This is a genomic window from Mesorhizobium sp. BR1-1-16, from assembly GCF_020165495.1.
In the GTDB taxonomy this organism is placed as follows: Bacteria; Pseudomonadota; Alphaproteobacteria; order Rhizobiales; family Kaistiaceae; genus Kaistia.
This window is the reverse complement of sequence record NZ_JAIUIE010000011.1, coordinates 36,457-50,362: the sequence shown is the minus strand read 5'-3', so window position 1 is coordinate 50,362 and position 13,906 is coordinate 36,457. Positions and strand designations below refer to the sequence as shown.

The following is a 13,906-nucleotide window of genomic DNA, read 5'->3' as shown; positions in this document are numbered from 1 at the left end:
CCCGCGGTTAGGCAAAAGGAAGGCCGCGATCATGGACCACCCTCTCCCGCCCGGCAATGCGTCCATTGGACAGGGCCGGACGGCCGGGCGATTGCGTTGGTTAACCAGTCATTAGGGTTAACCAATTATTGCTTCACGGCAGTTCCCCGCGTCGATACGCATCCTCGGGTCCCCGCCATGCCGCTTGCCGTTTCCCGCTCCGAACGCTCCGTTGTCCGACGGTTTGGCTGGCCGCTCGCCAGTGCGATGCTGGTCGCCCAACTGGCGCTCGCCGGCTGCACGACGGGGTCCGGCGTCGATCGCGGGACGACCGGATCGGTCGGCAAGCCGCTGACAGCGGCGGACTTCCAGCAGGCCGTCTCCTATTGGAGCGCCCGCTACGCCAAGGATCCGGCCAACAAGCAGAATGCAATCAACTACGCCGCCGCGCTGCGCCGGGTCGGCAACACAGACCAGGCCGTCGCGGTGCTGCAGAAGGCGGCCATCCGCTATTCGACCGACCGCGAAGTGCTCGCCGCCTATGGCAAGGCGCTGGCCTCCAACGGCCAGTTCGAGCAGGCGCTCGACGCTGTCCGCCGCGCGCAGACCCCGGACCAGCCCGATTGGCGGCTGCTCTCGGCCGAGGGCGCCATCCTGGACCAGCTCGGCCATCCCAACGATGCGAGGGCGCTCTATCAGAAGGCGCTGGCGATCAAGCCGAACGATCCGACGGTCCTTTCCAATCTCGGCATTTCCTATGTGCTGACCAGCCAGTTGCCGGATGCGGAGAAGGTGCTGCGCGTCGCCGTGGCCCAGCCGGGCGCCGACAGCCGCATCCGCCAGAACCTTGCTCTGGTGGTCGGCCTGCAGGGCCGCTTCGCCGAGGCGCAGCAGATCGCCCGCACCGAAATATCGCCGCAGCAGGCAGACGAAAACGTCGCCTATCTCCAGGCCATGCTGGCGCGACAGAAGCAGATCGCACAGCCGACAAGGACGACTGCGCAGCCGATGCCGCCGGTCCAGAGCGCTGGCTGAACTACTATTCGTCCGACACAGGGCGGCGGCGCTTTCCCTAGTGGCGAACCTGCATGATCTGGATCGCGGCCGGGCCTGCGACCACCGCGAACAGCACCGGCAGGAAGAAGAGAATCATCGGAACGGTCAGCTTCGGCGGCAGCGCAGCGGCCTTCTTCTCCGCTTCGTTCATGCGCTGGTCGCGGCTTTCCTGCGCCATGACGCGCAGCGATTGCCCCAGCGGCGTGCCGTAGCGCTCGGCCTGCGTCAGCGCCATCACGACACTCTTGACCTGATCGATACCCGTGCGCAGCGCCAGATTATCATAGGCCTGCCGTCGATCCGGCAGATAGGAGAGCTCCGCGGTGGTCAGCAGCAGCTCCTCGGCGAGCGGCGGTGACTGGCTGCCGATCTCTTCCGCCACTTTGCGGAACGCCGCCTCCACCGACATGCCGGCTTCAACGCAGATCAGTACGAGATCGAGCGCATCCGGCCAGGCCTGCCTGATGGAGGTCTGCCGCTTCTGCACCTTGTTGGTGATAAAGATGACCGGCAGGTAGAAGCCCACTCCGCCGGCGAGCAGCGCATAGCAAATCTTCACGAAGAAAGGCTGCTCGGACTGAGAAAGCACGAAGAAATAGACGAGCGCCCCTGCAAAGACGACGAACGGCAGCATGAACCGGAAGAACAGGAACACGGTCAGCGGAGCCTGGCCGCGATAACCTGCCATGCGCAGGCGGCTGATCGTATTCTCGTCGACGAGGGCCTCGCGCAGATTGAAGCGTTCGACCACGCTTCGCATATAGGCGCGCGGCTCCGTGCGCAGCGAAATGCGGTTGCGCTCGAGCTTGGCGCGCTCGCGCGCCCTGATGCGCTCCCGCTCCACCGCCACCGATTTCATCCGGGCCGGCAGCCGGTCGCGATCAATCAGCGGCAGCGCGATGCCGATCACCGTTGCGGCGACGGTGATCGCCGAGAAGGCGGCAATCAACACCTGCGGATCGGTCAGCATATGGATGAAGGTCTGCAGCATAACGCCCGCCTAGATTTTGAAGTCGATCATCTTCCGCATCACCAGGATGCCGATCAGCATCCAGACGGCCGAGCAGCCGAGGATGACGTTGCCGAGCGGCTCCGTGAAGAGAAGCATGATGTATTTCGGGCTGCTCACGAAGGTGACGGCCATCACGCCGACGGGCAGCACGCCGATGATCCAGGCCGAAGCCTTGGCCTCCATGCTCATCGCCTGGATCTTGCCCGACATCTTGGCCCGCTCGCGCAGGACCCGCGAGAGATTGCCAAGCGCCTCGGACAGATTGCCACCAGCGCGCTGCTGGATGGCGATGACGATGGCGAAGAAATTCGCCTCGGTGACGGGCACCCGTTCCGGCAGCCGGGCAACCGCTTCGGCGAGCGGCAGCCCGAGCCCCTGCTGCTCGTCGACGATCAGCCGGAATTCGCTGCGCACCGGCTCCTTCGCCTCGGTCGCGATGATGCGCAGGCAATCACCGACTGGCAGGCCCGACTTGATGCCGCGCACGATGACGTCGACCGCATTTGGAAACTCGGCCATGAACAGCTTGAAGCGGCGCTTGCGCAGACGGCCGACAATCCAGCGCGGCAGGCCGAGCCCGGCGCCGATCGTCGCGGCCGCGACGGCATAGAGCGGCAGCCCCGCGAAAAAGGCGATCACGCCGATGACGAGCGCAGCCACGATGCTGATGACGACGAAGGTGCGGCGCGTCCAGTTGAGCCCCGCCTGCTGCAGCCGCAGCATCAGCGGCGGCGAGTCCGTGCGCTTCTGCCGTGCCTTCTGGTTGCGCTCCATCTCCTCGAGCGTTTCCTGGATTGTCTTGCGCCGTTTCGTCGCGTCGCTCGTCCGCCCCGCCGCCGCTACCGCCATAGACTTGGCCTGAAGGCCGGCGAGCCGGTTCTCGATCTGGTTCTCGTCGCGAATGCGGCCGGCCAGGATGACATAGGCGATGCTGCCGACGCTCAGCATGGTGAGCACGGCGATGGCGGCGATCAGCCCTGTCGATCCCAGCATCTGATCAGGCCGCTCCGACGGCATCCTCGCCCGCGTCGGCCGCATCGAGCGCGGCCGCAAGGCGGTTCTCTTCGTTGAAGTAGCGGGCGCGCTCCCAGAATTTCGGGCGACCGATGCCGGTCGAGCGATGGCGGCCGATGATGCGGCCGTTCTGGTCTTCGCCGAGGATGTCGTAGAGGAAGATGTCCTGCGTCGTGATGACGTCGCCTTCGAGGCCGAGCACCTCGGTGACATGGGTGATGCGGCGCGAACCATCGCGCAGGCGCATGACCTGGATGATGACGTCGATCGAGTTGACGATCATCTCCTTCAGCGTCTTGGACGGCAGGCTGAAGCCGCCCATCGTGATCATGGATTCGATGCGCGACAACGCCTCGCGCGGGCTGTTGGCATGCAGCGTGCCCATCGAGCCGTCATGGCCGGTGTTCATCGCCTGCAGCAGATCGAACGCCTCGGGCCCGCGCACCTCGCCGACAATGATCCGCTCGGGCCGCATGCGCAGGCAGTTCCTGACGAGGTCGCGCATGGTGACCTCGCCCTCGCCTTCCAGATTGGGCGGCCGCGTCTCCAGCCGCACGACATGGGGCTGCTGCAATTGCAGCTCCGCCGCATCCTCGCAGGTGATGACGCGTTCGGTCTGTTCGATCGAGGCCGTCAGGCAGTTGAGCAGCGTGGTCTTGCCTGAGCCCGTGCCGCCCGAGATCAGCACATTACAGCGCGAACGACCGATCACCTCGAGGATCGTGGCACCCTCCGGCGTGATCGTGCCATAGCGCACGAGTTGCGGCAGCGTCAGCTTGTCCTTCTTGAACTTGCGGATGGTCAGCGTCGGGCCGTCGATCGCGAGCGGCGGCGCGATGACGTTGACGCGGCTGCCGTCGGGCAGGCGCGCATCGCAGATCGGGCTCGATTCATCGACGCGGCGGCCGACCTGGCTGACGATCCGCTGGCAGATGTTCATCAACTGGGTGTTGTCGCGGAAGCGGATCGGCGTCAGCTGGACGCGGCCCTGCACCTCGATATAGGTGCGACCGGCGCCATTGACCATGATGTCGGCGATGTCGTCGCGCGCCAGCAGCGGTTCGAGCGGTCCATAGCCGAGCACATCGTTGCAGATGTCCTCGAGCAGGTCCTCCTGCTCGGAGATCGACATCACCATCGATTTCAGCGACACGATGTCGCCGACGATGTCGCGGATTTCCTCGCGGGCCGAATCGAGATCGAGCTTCGCGAGCTGGCCGAGATCGATCGATTCGATCAGCGCGGCGAAGATGGTCGCCTTGGTGGCGTAGAAGTCGTCCGATCGTCCGCCGCGCTCGTCGATGATCGACGGCGCAACGATCTGGGCCACGCGTTCGGGCGGCGCGGCGGGCCCGCTGGCGACGACGCCGAGCGGCCGCGCGACCGCCTTGTCTGTCGTGCCACCGCGCTTGCCGAACATCACGCGGCTCCGCTCTTCTTGCCGCGCAGCTTGGCGAGAAGCGGCGCGAGCGCGCCGGCTTTCTTGTGTCTCGCCTCGGCACGTCCGGTGACGAGCTGCGCGATCTGCTCGAAGGCGGCAGCCGCGCCGCTCTTCGGATCGGTCTCGGCAATCATCTGGCCGTTATTGGCGGCGGTGCCGAAGAGTTGCGGCTCGAACGGGATGACCGCGATCGGCTCGATGGCGAGCGCGGCGGCAAAATCGGCCACCTTGATCTCCGGCCGTTTCGGCACGCCCTGCTTGTTGATCACGAGCCGCGGCGGCGCATCGCTGCGACGCAACTGCCGCAGGAGGTCCATGAGGTTCTTGGCGTTGCGAAGATTGGCAAGGTCCGGTTCGACGGTCAGCACGATCTCGTCAGCTGAGATCAGCGTTCGCCGCGCCCAGGCCGTCCAGACATGCGGAACATCCAGCACCAGCGCCGGCACACCCGCCTGCGCCACCTCGACGATCCCTTCGAAGACGGTTTCGTCAAAATCGCAGGTGCGGTCGAGCGTCGCCGGCGACGCGAGAAGGCTGAGGTGATCCGAGCAGCGCGCGAGCAGCCGTTCGAGGAACGTGTCATCCAGCCGTTCCGGCGCGCCCAGCGCATCGGCGATGCCCTGGGCGGGATCCTGGTTGAAGTCGAGACCGGCCGTCCCAAAGGCGACGTCGAGATCCGCGATCACGACATTGCTCTGGAACGCCTTGGCGATCGCCCAGCCGACATTGTGCGCGATCATCGACGAGCCCGCACCGCCCTTGGCGCCGATAAAGGCGATCGAGCGGCCGAGCGGCGCCTTGGCGCTGTCGAGATAAAGGTCGGCGACCGTCTTGATGGCCCGTCCCATATCGAGCGGGACGACGAGATATTCGCTGACGCCGCGCCGGATCAGGCGGCGATAAAGCTCGACATCATTGGCATGGCCGATCACCACCACCTTGGTGCCGCTGTCGCAGACTTCGGCGAGATGATCGAGTTCGGCGATCAGCCGATCGCCGGTCTGGCGCGACTCGACCATGATGAGGTTTGGCGTCGGCGCCTGGCGATAGAATTCGCCTGCTGCCGCGAGCCCACCCATCTGCACCTTGACATGCGCCCGTGCCATGCGCCGGTCGGCCGCCGCAAGTTCCATGATCGCAGCGAGATCGGCCGACTCGCAGAAGACCTGGATCGAAATCCGCGGGATCGGCCTGACATCGACGAGCGAGGTCGCCTCCGCCTGCAGCGCCGGTTCGGCAGCCGCGTTGTCGAGCGCCAGGCTGAGCATCAGTTTCCTCCGAGGCCCGAGATCGTGTTGATATTGTCGAGCCCGGCATACGTTGCAGACGGATTCGTGCCCTGCTGATAGTTGCCGAGGACCGCCATGCGGCGCGTCGCGTCGGCCGGGGTCATGCCGCGGGGATAGAGCAGGTCGAGCGGATTGGCCGTTGTCGCCGCGAGGTTCTGCTGCGTCGCGCATCCGAAATTGTAATAGCTGCGGTTCTCGGTCTTCATCCACATCTTCTGGTCTTCCATCGGCCATTGGCCGCAACCATCGACATGGGCGCCGATCCGCGCGAAGGCGAGACGAACAGGCGCCCCGACTTCCTCGGCACCGGCCGGATAGGTGCGGACATCGATCTGACGGCGCGGAACCCCGGCAGCGACAAGCGCGTCGGCGGTCTGGCGCGCGATGCTCTGCGCCCTGCTTGTATCAGGGCTGTTGCTCGGAACGATGATCGCCATCGTGCCCGCGCCGGAGGCACGGTATTTCTGCGCGAAGCCGGTGATATTGCCCACCATGCGCGGCGCAAGCTTCGGCACCTCGATCCCGACAGGCACGTCGAGCGTCGCCAGCTGCTGGTCGATCAGGATCGGATGACGATAGCGATAGTCGTCCGGCCCAAGAACCGCGCCGGTCACGTCATAGGTGGTGTTGGCACAGCCCGCGAGCGCCGAGACGAGAACCAGGGCCGCGAGCGGCACCAGCACGCGCTTCGAGCGCGGCGCGGCGGCGGCCGGCAGGAACCTGCCGAAACTAAGCCGATGCAGCGAAATCATGATGTCCCCGCCCGATCAATCGTAGATGAAGCCGTAATTGCCGGCATAATTTCCGCGCGGCACCGGATGGCCGACCGTGCCGTAGATCCGGTTGAGCCGTCCGAGGAACGTCACCGATGCATCGCTCGGTGTCTCGAAGCCATCGTCGGGGCGGGCCAGCGCGGTGCGCGCGACCGGCTTCGCCATATAGGGCGTGACGATGATCACTAGTTCGGTCTGGTTGCGCTTGAAGTCGCGGCTCTTGAACAGCGAGCCGAGGATCGGCACGTCCATCAGAACGGGAAAGCCGGTGAGGGCCTGCTGGATGTTGTCCTGCAACAGCCCGCCGAGCACCAGCGAGCCACCTGACGGCAATTCGATCGTGCTCTCCGCGCGCCGCACCTTGAGGCTCGGAATCTTGTACTGCCCCATCGACACCGCCCCCTCATTGGAGATGTCGGACGCCTCGGTCTTCACCTTGAGGCTGATCCGGCCCTCTGAAAGCACGATCGGCGTGAAGCCGAGCGAAATGCCGTAGGACTTGTAGGAGACGGTGAGCTGATTGTTGGTCGCGTCATAGCCGGTCGGAACCGGGAACTCGCCACCGGCGAGGAACGTCGCCGGTTCGCCGGAAATGGCGGTCAGCGTTGGCTCGGCCAGAATACGCACCGTGCCGTTCTGCTCCATGGCCTGAAGCTCGGCCGTGACCCCCGAACCGCCGCCGGCCGAGGCGACGACTGCCCGGTTGACGGGTGAGAACAGCGGGCCGGCGATCGCAAAGGGATTGTTGGTCGCGAGCGCCGCGATCTGCCCGCCAACCGCGGTGATGTTGACGCCGAGCTGCTTGGCGACATTGCGATCGATCTCGGCGACGGTCACCTTGAGCTGGACCTGGTCCTCGCCTTCGATGGTGAGGAGATTGAGCACATTGCTCTTGCGGGCATCGCCATCCGACGAACTGGCTATGCCACCACCACTGCCACCGCTGTTCGCGCTCGACTCGCTGACGCTTGTGCCGGTGTTCTGGCTGCCATTGCCGAACATGTCGGCCAGCTGCTGCGCCTTGTTGGCGTCGCTGGCGTTCTTCACCGTGCCGGTCAACACGATGTTGTCGTTCATCAGCTCGACATGGATCCTGGAGTCCGGGATCAAGCGGTTGAGCATCGTCTGCAGAGCCCCCGTGTCGCGCTCGACGAGCAGCGAAAGATGGAGGATCTGCTGTCCGCCCTGGTCGAGCACAAAGAGGTCGGCCTGGCCGACGGTGACGCCGGTCAGGAAGATGCGGCGCGAGTCGCGCAGCACGGCCGTTGCGATGCGCGGATCCGAGACGATCACGTCACGGGCCGATTTCGGCAGGTCGATGATCTTCGACTTGTGATAGCCGAGCGAGAGGGTCTGCGAGGCGCCCATCGGCAGCGACACGGTGGAATCGCTGCCTGCGGCCTGCGCCATGGCCGGCATGCAGGCGAGGCTCGCCGCAATGGTCGCAGCCATCGCGAAGCGGCCAAACGCCGATGCGCGGCCGAGAGTGATCATCATCGGCTTCCCCACGAACGTCGCGACAGGCTTCGAAATCATCGGGTTTCCACCTGCTGGGTGACGCCGTTGCGAACGATGCGCACGGCCCCGCGCCCACCGCCATTCTGGATAAGATGCACCGCGTCAGGATCGGCGGTCGCCGTCGCGTCGGCGAGACTGCGCAAGGCCAGCGTCAGCTTCTGGTTCTGGCTCATCTGCTGCGCCACCGTCAGGATCTGCGCCTGCTCGGACGAGAGTTCGAGGGTCGCTGTCTGGCCGACCACGACCTTCTCGCCGTCCTTCTCGCCAATCGTCTGGTCGATCGCCAGCACGCGGACGTTGGAAAGGACCGTCTCGGTGGTAAAGCGGTCCTGCGCGCCGCCGCCGTTGTCGAGCTTTCGCGTCATGATGACGTCGACACGATCGTTCGGCAGGATGAAGCCGCCCGCCGATGTATCGGCCGAAATTGCGGTGGCGACGGCCCTTTGCCCGGCCGGCAGGATCGCCGACATGAAGCCGCGGTCGGAACGGATCAGCTTCGCCTCGTTGATCGGTTCGCCTGCCACGAAGCTCGTGCGCGCGATCGAGCCGGTCAGCTCGGTATCGGCGCCCGGCTTGACGTCGCGCGTGACGTAGCCGGCGGACACCCCGTCCTTTGGCCAGTTCTGCCACCTGAACGCGGATGCATCGAGAGCGGTGCCCATCGGCAGATCCCGGCTCGCGACCAGCACATCGGCCGAGGCGATGACTGGAGCCGCAGCAGCGGTGGCGACGGGAGTGGGCCGGTTGAGCAGTTGCCTCGCCAGAAGAGCGGCCGCCAGGCCTGCCACTACGGCAACGCCAATCACTGCGACACGCGCCGTCTTCATGGTGAGATTTCCTTTGAGGGGAGTAGTTCAGTTGATGGCGCAATCTCGCCCGAAAGTGGTATATCTATGGTTAACGAGAGGTGAGAATTATTGCTTAACAAAGTCTTACCGAGACTTCAGATCAAGCTTCCCGAAAGCGCCATGAACGGCGTCTCGGCATAGATCATCATGGCACCGGCAGCGATCGCGATGCCGTAGGGCACTCCGGCATCCCTGTCGTGCAGCCGCATCAGCCATTCCTGGCGCAGCGCAAAGGCGGGAACCATGCGCGAGCGGAAGGCCAGAATTCCAAGCGTCAGCATGCCGCCGAAAAGGCTCGCATAGACGAAGAAAACGAGAAGCTGGTCAAATCCCAGCCAGAGCGCGATGGCCGCCGCAAGCTTGGCGTCGCCGCCGCCAATCCAGCCGCGCGAAAACATGATGATGCCAACGCCGAGCACGAGAAGACCGGCGACAATGTGCATTCCAAACACCGCAAGGGGCATGCCGACAGCCAGAGCGGCGAACGGAAATATGAGTGCGAGAGCGGCTGAAAGCCGGTTTGGGATCGTCATTGTGACGAGATCTGAAAACGCCGCAGCGACCACGGCTACAGGAAACGCGAAGTAAAGGCAGGTTTCGAGAAACGCGCTCATGATGTGCCGTCCGTTATGGTATCTCGCCATCGCGCTGGCCTGAAGGCGCGCGATGGCGGGATGCAATGGATCACGGTCCTGTCGCGGCCGTGATGACCTGGTGTTGAAGAAGCGCCGCGTCAGCCGCCGGCCATCTTGGCAGTATTGTTGGTCAGGCCCGTGCCGATGTCAGTGAAAGCGGTGAGGAGCTTGGGGCTCAGCGCTGCCACGGCAGCGATGATGGCAACGCCCATCAGCGCGGCGATCAGGCCGTATTCGATGGCGGTGGCGCCGGACTCGTTCTTCACGAAACGGACGAAGAGAGACTTCATGGTATTTCCCCGATACTTGGATGATGACGATTTGAACTTGAATTTCTGAGGCTCACTGCGTGTTCGTTCGTGGCCCTCAACGAGGATCAACTTAACAGGCACCTCCTGAGCCTTAGTTAAATCAAATTGGAGTAAATCCCGTATCTTTCTACTGAAAATTAACCAGAATTCCCCGGCGAAACTGGAGACAATTGTAATTTATCGCTTTTTCAAATCGCTGTTCTTTTGTTGTCGACTTGTTAATCATGCCCCTTAACCCGGCATTCAGGATGCCCGGAAGTCGCTTTCCCGGAGGCAGCCTGAGCGACGCCAATGCACGCACCGTGTTCGCCGTTTCGGGGCACGGCGCCGGCCGGGAGGGTGGAATTCCCCGTTAACGCGTGGGCATGGCCAGCCACGGCGCCGGCAGCCGCGGCAACATCGCCGTTTGGTCCACCTGCAGGCGGTCATGAACGCATGCGCGTATGCGCGTGTAAGGCGCTGCCGCTCGCCTTTTTCTCGATGCCGGCCACACGGTCGAGCCTGTCGCTTAAGGCTTCATTCACCATCCTCGGCCATGCTTCCGACGAGGACTGGGCGCCTGCCGCGCCGCGCCGCGACACGAGGACTTCCCGAGCCATGCTGATGAACCGGTGCACCGCCGCCCATCCGCGCCGCCTCACGGCGCGCGCACGTTGCGCGGCGCTTGTGCTCTGTGTCCCGCTGGCGTTGGCTGCGGCGAGCGGGATCGCGCATGCCAGCGACGCGCTGGCGATCAAGATGGACCGCGCCAAGGTCATGCGCGTCTCGCGCCCTGCCGCGACGGTCGTGGTCGGCAATCCGGCCATCGCCGATGCGACCATCCAGGATCGGCAGACCCTGATCATCACCGGCCGCAGCTTCGGTACGACCAATCTCATTGTGCTCGACGAGGCCGGAGAGCCGATCGCCGACGAGTTGCTGACCGTTTCCGCCTCCGACGATCAGATGGTCACCGTCTATTCCGGCGCCGACCGTCGCAGCTTCTCCTGTGCGCCGGATTGCCAGCCGGTGCTGACGCTCGGCGATACCAATGGCGCCTTCGCCGACGCACAGTCACAACTCGCCGGCCGCAATGCGATCGTGCAGGGGGCCACCGGCCAGCCGAACTGATCCACCCGCACGGGGAGGGTTAACAGCACCTTGCCGTAGCGGGCCGAATTTTCGACAAAGCGGACAAACATTCCTCAACGCCTCGCTGGTAGCTCAAGGCGAGGCAAAGGGCGCGCATGGCGCGCGCTCGCTGGGGAGCTTCTGTTCATGGCCGCTCTGACCGCTGGGGCACAGCCAGACCGCTTGCGCCGCCGTTTTTGGGGCAACACCCGTGGCACGGCTGCGGTCGAGTTCGCATTGATCGCGCTGCCGTTCTTCGGCCTCGTCGCGGGCATGCTGGAAACCGGCATCATGATGTTCGCCGACAGCGCGCTCGACACGGCGACCAATAGCGCCGCCCGCCTGATCCGCACCGGCCAGGCGCAGCAGAAGAATTTCAGCATCAGCACCTTTCGGGACAGCGTCTGCTCCGAGGCGAACGGCTTGTTCGACTGCGCGAAGATCAAGGTCGATGTGCGCACAGCCGCCAGCTTCGGCGCCATGGCTCTCGCCACGCCGGTGAAGGCGGACGGATCGCTCGACGACAGCAATTTCGCCTACAGCCCTGGCCATGGTTCCGACATCGTCGTCGTGCGCGTCTATTACGACTGGCCGATCGTGCTCAACCGGCTGGCGACCCTCGGCACCGGATCGAACGGCAAGACGAAGCTGCTCAACGCCGTCGTCGCCTTCCGCAACGAACCTTTCAACTGGTGAGCACAGGACCGATGCAGATCGCCCTTTTCAGCCGCTTCACCGCAGCCATGACGGGCCCCGTCCGGTCGCGCTTCCTCAGATCGACATCCGGGCTCGCGGCGCTCGAATTCGCGCTGATCCTGCCAATGATGCTGACGCTCTATGTTGGCGGCGTGGAGGTCAACGACGCCGTCAGCATCAAGCGCAAGCTCAACCACGCTACGGCGGCCATGGCCGACCTCGTCGCGCAATCGAGCCAAAATCTCACTGCGACGAACGTCGCCGACATCTTCAATGCCGGCCAATCGATCCTCGAGCCCTATGAGACGTCGCTGATGAAGGCGACCGTCATCGGCGTCACCATGGATGCGAAAAAGAAGCCTACCGTCGCCTGGGCACGGGGGTATAACGGCGCCGCCTGCCCGGCCAAGGGCAGCGCGGCAGCCGTGCCGGCCAACCTGGCCGTCGCCAACGGCTTCCTGGTGATGGTCAATGCGAGCTATGCCTTCACGCCGAAGATCGGCTATGTGCTGACCGGCACCTTCAACATGAGCGACAGCATCCTGCAGCAGCCCCGGCTCGGCAAGACGATCACCGGGCCGACCTGCTAAGGCCGTCAGCGGCCGCCATGCGGCTTTGCGAAGGTCTCGGCCAGCATGTCGACGAAGCGGCGCGGATCGGCTGTGAGCGCGAGGTCGACATTCGCCGGAAAGCCCGTGCGGCGCTGCGTATCGACGATCGTCGTGCCGACCGTCAGCGGGCTCGCCGTCTCGACCTCGACAAAATAGGGACGCGTCGCGAGGATATCGCGATCGACGAGATAGGCGACGCAGACAGCGTCATGCACCGGCGCCGCGCCGCCATCCTCGCCCATCTTCTGGTACTTGTCGTGTACATCGATGCGGAAACGAACGATCTCCGCCGTGGCGGTCGCAGCCGGCGTGCCGAGCGCGGCGAGACGATCGCAATCGGCAATCGTCATCAGCGCCTGATGCGTCGCGTCGAGCGGCACCAGCGTGATCTTCTCGAAACCCGAATTCATCACACGCGCCGCCGCCTCGGCATCACCCCAGATGTTGAATTCGGCGGTCGCGGTGACATTGCCGAAGGCATAGCCGCCGCCCATGATGATCAATTCCGGCACGCGCTTGACGAAGCCCGGATCGGCGGCCAGCGCCGCTGCGATATTGGTGAGCGGCCCAACCGGCATCAGCACGATCGGATCCGTCGCTGCGCGGTAGGTCTCGATCAGGAACTCGACGGCCGTCTTCTCGGCCTTCCGTGACGTCGCATCCGGGATCGGCAGCTGCTCGACATGGTATTTCTCGCCGCCATCCTCATAACGCTTGGCGATCGGATGGCCCGTCCGCACCAGAGGGCGATCGGCGCCCTGGTAGACGCGGATGTCGGAGCGGCCGATATGGTCGAGAACGCGCAGCGAATTGTCCGTGCAATACTGGACCTCGACATTGCCGTTCACGGTCGTGACGCCGACGAGGTCAATTTCGGGATGCAGCGCCGCGAGCATGATCGCGACGGCATCGTCGGTTCCGGTGTCGACGTCGAGAATGAGTTTCTTGGGCATGAGACCGGAATCCTTGCGGGATGAGGAGAGACAGGCGGCCGAAACTAGGCGGCGGCTCGGCGCCACGTCAAGCAATCGGATGGTGTGCGGCCACCCCAAAGAACAGGCAGGGTGCCACAGAAAACGGCCGCGCGAAGGCGGCCGTTCGATGTTGTCGCGATCCTGTCGGGAAGCCTATTCGGCGTCGTCGGCTGGAGCCGCATTGAGCAGGGCGTAGCGTTCCTTGCCGATCTCGCGCAGGAGGTCGAGCTGGGTCTCGAGGAAGTCGATATGCCCCTCCTCGTCCATCATCAGCTCCTCGAACAGCTTCATCGAGACATAGTCGCCCGCCTCGTGGCAGCCGTCGCGCGCTTCCTTGTAGTAGTTGCGGGCCGTGTATTCGCCGCGCAGGTCCGCCTCGAGGATCTCCTCGATCGTCTGCCCGATCTCGAGCGGATCGAGCACCTGCATGTTCGGGAAGCCCTCGAGGAAGATGATGCGGGCCACCAGCCGGTCGGCATGGTGCATTTCCTCGATGGATTCCGCGCGCTCCTTCTTGGCGAGCTTGATGAAACCCTTGTCCTCGAGCAACCGGTAATGGAGCCAGTACTGGTTGACCGCCGTCAGCTCCAGCCGCAGCGCCCGGTTAAGATGCTCGATGACCCGCGCGTCACCCTTCAT

General features: G+C 64.4%; 15 protein-coding genes. 4 read left to right on the top strand and 11 right to left on the bottom strand.

Annotation, left to right across the window (positions count from 1 at the left end; translation table 11 throughout):
* Window positions 1-177 precede the first annotated feature (177 nt).
* Window positions 178-1,014 carry a tetratricopeptide repeat protein gene (locus tag LB518_RS19625; RefSeq protein ID WP_224579506.1) on the top strand — a complete coding sequence of 279 codons (837 nt, stop codon included), beginning with the start codon at window positions 178-180 and terminating at the stop codon, window positions 1,012-1,014.
* Window positions 1,015-1,051: 37 nt separating this feature from the next.
* Here the strand turns inward: LB518_RS19625 and LB518_RS19620 are convergent, their stop codons facing one another.
* The 9 genes from LB518_RS19620 to LB518_RS19580 form a co-directional block, all read right to left on the bottom strand.
* Window positions 1,052-2,023 carry a type II secretion system F family protein gene (locus LB518_RS19620; protein WP_224579609.1) on the bottom strand — a complete coding sequence of 324 codons (972 nt, stop codon included), beginning with the start codon at window positions 2,021-2,023 and terminating at the stop codon, window positions 1,052-1,054.
* A 12-nt stretch (window positions 2,024-2,035) separates the two neighbouring features.
* The gene (locus LB518_RS19615) at window positions 2,036-3,040 is read right to left on the bottom strand and encodes a type II secretion system F family protein (protein WP_224579505.1); all 1,005 of its coding nucleotides are present in this window, start codon (window positions 3,038-3,040) and stop codon (window positions 2,036-2,038) included.
* Window positions 3,041-3,044: 4 nt separating this feature from the next.
* Window positions 3,045-4,481, bottom strand: coding sequence for a TadA family conjugal transfer-associated ATPase (locus LB518_RS19610; protein ID WP_224579504.1), 1,437 nt, complete (start codon window positions 4,479-4,481; stop codon window positions 3,045-3,047).
* A complete protein-coding gene (locus LB518_RS19605; protein ID WP_224579503.1) occupies window positions 4,481-5,770 on the bottom strand; it encodes a CpaE/TadZ family protein in 1,290 nt (429 codons plus the stop codon). The genes LB518_RS19610 and LB518_RS19605 overlap by 1 nt, the downstream gene beginning before the upstream one ends.
* On the bottom strand, window positions 5,770-6,543 hold the full coding sequence (locus tag LB518_RS19600; protein WP_224579502.1) for a CpaD family pilus assembly protein: 774 nt from the start codon (window positions 6,541-6,543) through the stop codon (window positions 5,770-5,772). The genes LB518_RS19605 and LB518_RS19600 overlap by 1 nt, the downstream gene beginning before the upstream one ends.
* Window positions 6,544-6,558: 15 nt before the next feature.
* Complete coding sequence (locus tag LB518_RS19595; RefSeq protein ID WP_224579501.1) at window positions 6,559-8,061, bottom strand: type II and III secretion system protein family protein; 1,503 nt, start codon at window positions 8,059-8,061, stop codon at window positions 6,559-6,561.
* 35 nt (window positions 8,062-8,096) lie between these two features.
* Window positions 8,097-8,909 carry a Flp pilus assembly protein CpaB gene (cpaB, locus tag LB518_RS19590; RefSeq protein WP_224579500.1) on the bottom strand — a complete coding sequence of 271 codons (813 nt, stop codon included), beginning with the start codon at window positions 8,907-8,909 and terminating at the stop codon, window positions 8,097-8,099.
* A 116-nt stretch (window positions 8,910-9,025) separates the two neighbouring features.
* A complete protein-coding gene (locus LB518_RS19585) occupies window positions 9,026-9,544 on the bottom strand; it encodes an A24 family peptidase (protein ID WP_224579499.1) in 519 nt (172 codons plus the stop codon).
* A 119-nt stretch (window positions 9,545-9,663) separates the two neighbouring features.
* The gene (locus tag LB518_RS19580; RefSeq protein ID WP_224579498.1) at window positions 9,664-9,855 is read right to left on the bottom strand and encodes a Flp family type IVb pilin; all 192 of its coding nucleotides are present in this window, start codon (window positions 9,853-9,855) and stop codon (window positions 9,664-9,666) included.
* 624 nt (window positions 9,856-10,479) lie between these two features.
* Here LB518_RS19580 and LB518_RS19575 point away from each other — a divergent pair.
* The 3 genes from LB518_RS19575 to LB518_RS19565 all read left to right on the top strand — a co-directional run bounded on the left by LB518_RS19575 (window position 10,480) and on the right by LB518_RS19565 (window position 12,272).
* Window positions 10,480-10,986 carry a pilus assembly protein N-terminal domain-containing protein gene (locus tag LB518_RS19575; protein WP_224579497.1) on the top strand — a complete coding sequence of 169 codons (507 nt, stop codon included), beginning with the start codon at window positions 10,480-10,482 and terminating at the stop codon, window positions 10,984-10,986.
* Window positions 10,987-11,133: 147 nt separating this feature from the next.
* Window positions 11,134-11,682, top strand: coding sequence for a TadE/TadG family type IV pilus assembly protein (locus tag LB518_RS19570; RefSeq protein ID WP_224579496.1), 549 nt, complete (start codon window positions 11,134-11,136; stop codon window positions 11,680-11,682).
* An 11-nt stretch (window positions 11,683-11,693) separates the two neighbouring features.
* Window positions 11,694-12,272 carry a TadE/TadG family type IV pilus assembly protein gene (locus LB518_RS19565; protein WP_224579495.1) on the top strand — a complete coding sequence of 193 codons (579 nt, stop codon included), beginning with the start codon at window positions 11,694-11,696 and terminating at the stop codon, window positions 12,270-12,272.
* Between the two features lie 5 nt (window positions 12,273-12,277).
* Here LB518_RS19565 and LB518_RS19560 read toward each other — a convergent pair whose 3' ends face one another.
* On the bottom strand, window positions 12,278-13,246 hold the full coding sequence (locus LB518_RS19560) for a nucleoside hydrolase (RefSeq protein WP_224579494.1): 969 nt from the start codon (window positions 13,244-13,246) through the stop codon (window positions 12,278-12,280).
* Window positions 13,247-13,420: 174 nt separating this feature from the next.
* On the bottom strand, window positions 13,421-13,906 hold the full coding sequence (gene bfr / locus LB518_RS19555; RefSeq protein ID WP_073058584.1) for a bacterioferritin: 486 nt from the start codon (window positions 13,904-13,906) through the stop codon (window positions 13,421-13,423).

What these genes read in the sequence shown, in the direction of transcription:
- LB518_RS19625 (WP_224579506.1), top strand. Translation starts at nt 178, where the DNA reads ATGCCGCTTGCCGTTTCCCGCTCCGAACGCTCCGTTGTCCGACGGTTT.
- LB518_RS19615 (WP_224579505.1), bottom strand. Translation starts at nt 3,040, where the DNA reads ATGCTGGGATCGACAGGGCTGATCGCCGCCATCGCCGTGCTCACCATG.
- LB518_RS19610 (WP_224579504.1), bottom strand. Translation starts at nt 4,481, where the DNA reads ATGTTCGGCAAGCGCGGTGGCACGACAGACAAGGCGGTCGCGCGGCCG.
- LB518_RS19605 (WP_224579503.1), bottom strand. Translation starts at nt 5,770, where the DNA reads ATGCTCAGCCTGGCGCTCGACAACGCGGCTGCCGAACCGGCGCTGCAG.
- LB518_RS19600 (WP_224579502.1), bottom strand. Translation starts at nt 6,543, where the DNA reads ATGATTTCGCTGCATCGGCTTAGTTTCGGCAGGTTCCTGCCGGCCGCC.
- LB518_RS19595 (WP_224579501.1), bottom strand. Translation starts at nt 8,061, where the DNA reads ATGATGATCACTCTCGGCCGCGCATCGGCGTTTGGCCGCTTCGCGATG.
- cpaB (WP_224579500.1), bottom strand. Translation starts at nt 8,909, where the DNA reads ATGAAGACGGCGCGTGTCGCAGTGATTGGCGTTGCCGTAGTGGCAGGC.
- LB518_RS19585 (WP_224579499.1), bottom strand. Translation starts at nt 9,544, where the DNA reads ATGAGCGCGTTTCTCGAAACCTGCCTTTACTTCGCGTTTCCTGTAGCC.
- LB518_RS19580 (WP_224579498.1), bottom strand. Translation starts at nt 9,855, where the DNA reads ATGAAGTCTCTCTTCGTCCGTTTCGTGAAGAACGAGTCCGGCGCCACC.
- LB518_RS19575 (WP_224579497.1), top strand. Translation starts at nt 10,480, where the DNA reads ATGAACCGGTGCACCGCCGCCCATCCGCGCCGCCTCACGGCGCGCGCA.
- LB518_RS19570 (WP_224579496.1), top strand. Translation starts at nt 11,134, where the DNA reads ATGGCCGCTCTGACCGCTGGGGCACAGCCAGACCGCTTGCGCCGCCGT.
- LB518_RS19565 (WP_224579495.1), top strand. Translation starts at nt 11,694, where the DNA reads ATGCAGATCGCCCTTTTCAGCCGCTTCACCGCAGCCATGACGGGCCCC.
- LB518_RS19560 (WP_224579494.1), bottom strand. Translation starts at nt 13,246, where the DNA reads ATGCCCAAGAAACTCATTCTCGACGTCGACACCGGAACCGACGATGCC.
- bfr (WP_073058584.1), bottom strand. Translation starts at nt 13,906, where the DNA reads ATGAAGGGTGACGCGCGGGTCATCGAGCATCTTAACCGGGCGCTGCGG.